Raw genomic sequence first — 243 nt, forward strand, 5'->3', positions numbered from 1 at the left:
GATGGGTAGGGGAGCGTCGTGTGCCGGGTGAAGCAGCCGCGGAAGCGAGTTGTGGACGGTTCACGAGTGAGAATGCAGGCATGAGTAGCGATACAAACGTGAGAAACGTTTGCGCCGATTGACTAAGGGTTCCTGGGTCAAGCTGATCTGCCCAGGGTAAGTCGGGACCTAAGGCGAGGCCGACAGGCGTAGTCGATGGATAACCGGTTGATATTCCGGTACCCGCTGTGAAGCGTCAAACAT

Annotated in this window: 1 rRNA gene; it reads left to right on the plus strand. The window is 56.8% G+C overall.

What is annotated here, in order from left to right:
* Nucleotides 1-243, plus strand: a 23S ribosomal RNA gene (locus tag ADK57_RS19330); the annotation flags it as partial.

Source organism: Streptomyces sp. MMG1533 (assembly GCF_001279775.1).
In the GTDB taxonomy this organism is placed as follows: domain Bacteria; phylum Actinomycetota; class Actinomycetes; order Streptomycetales; family Streptomycetaceae; genus Streptomyces.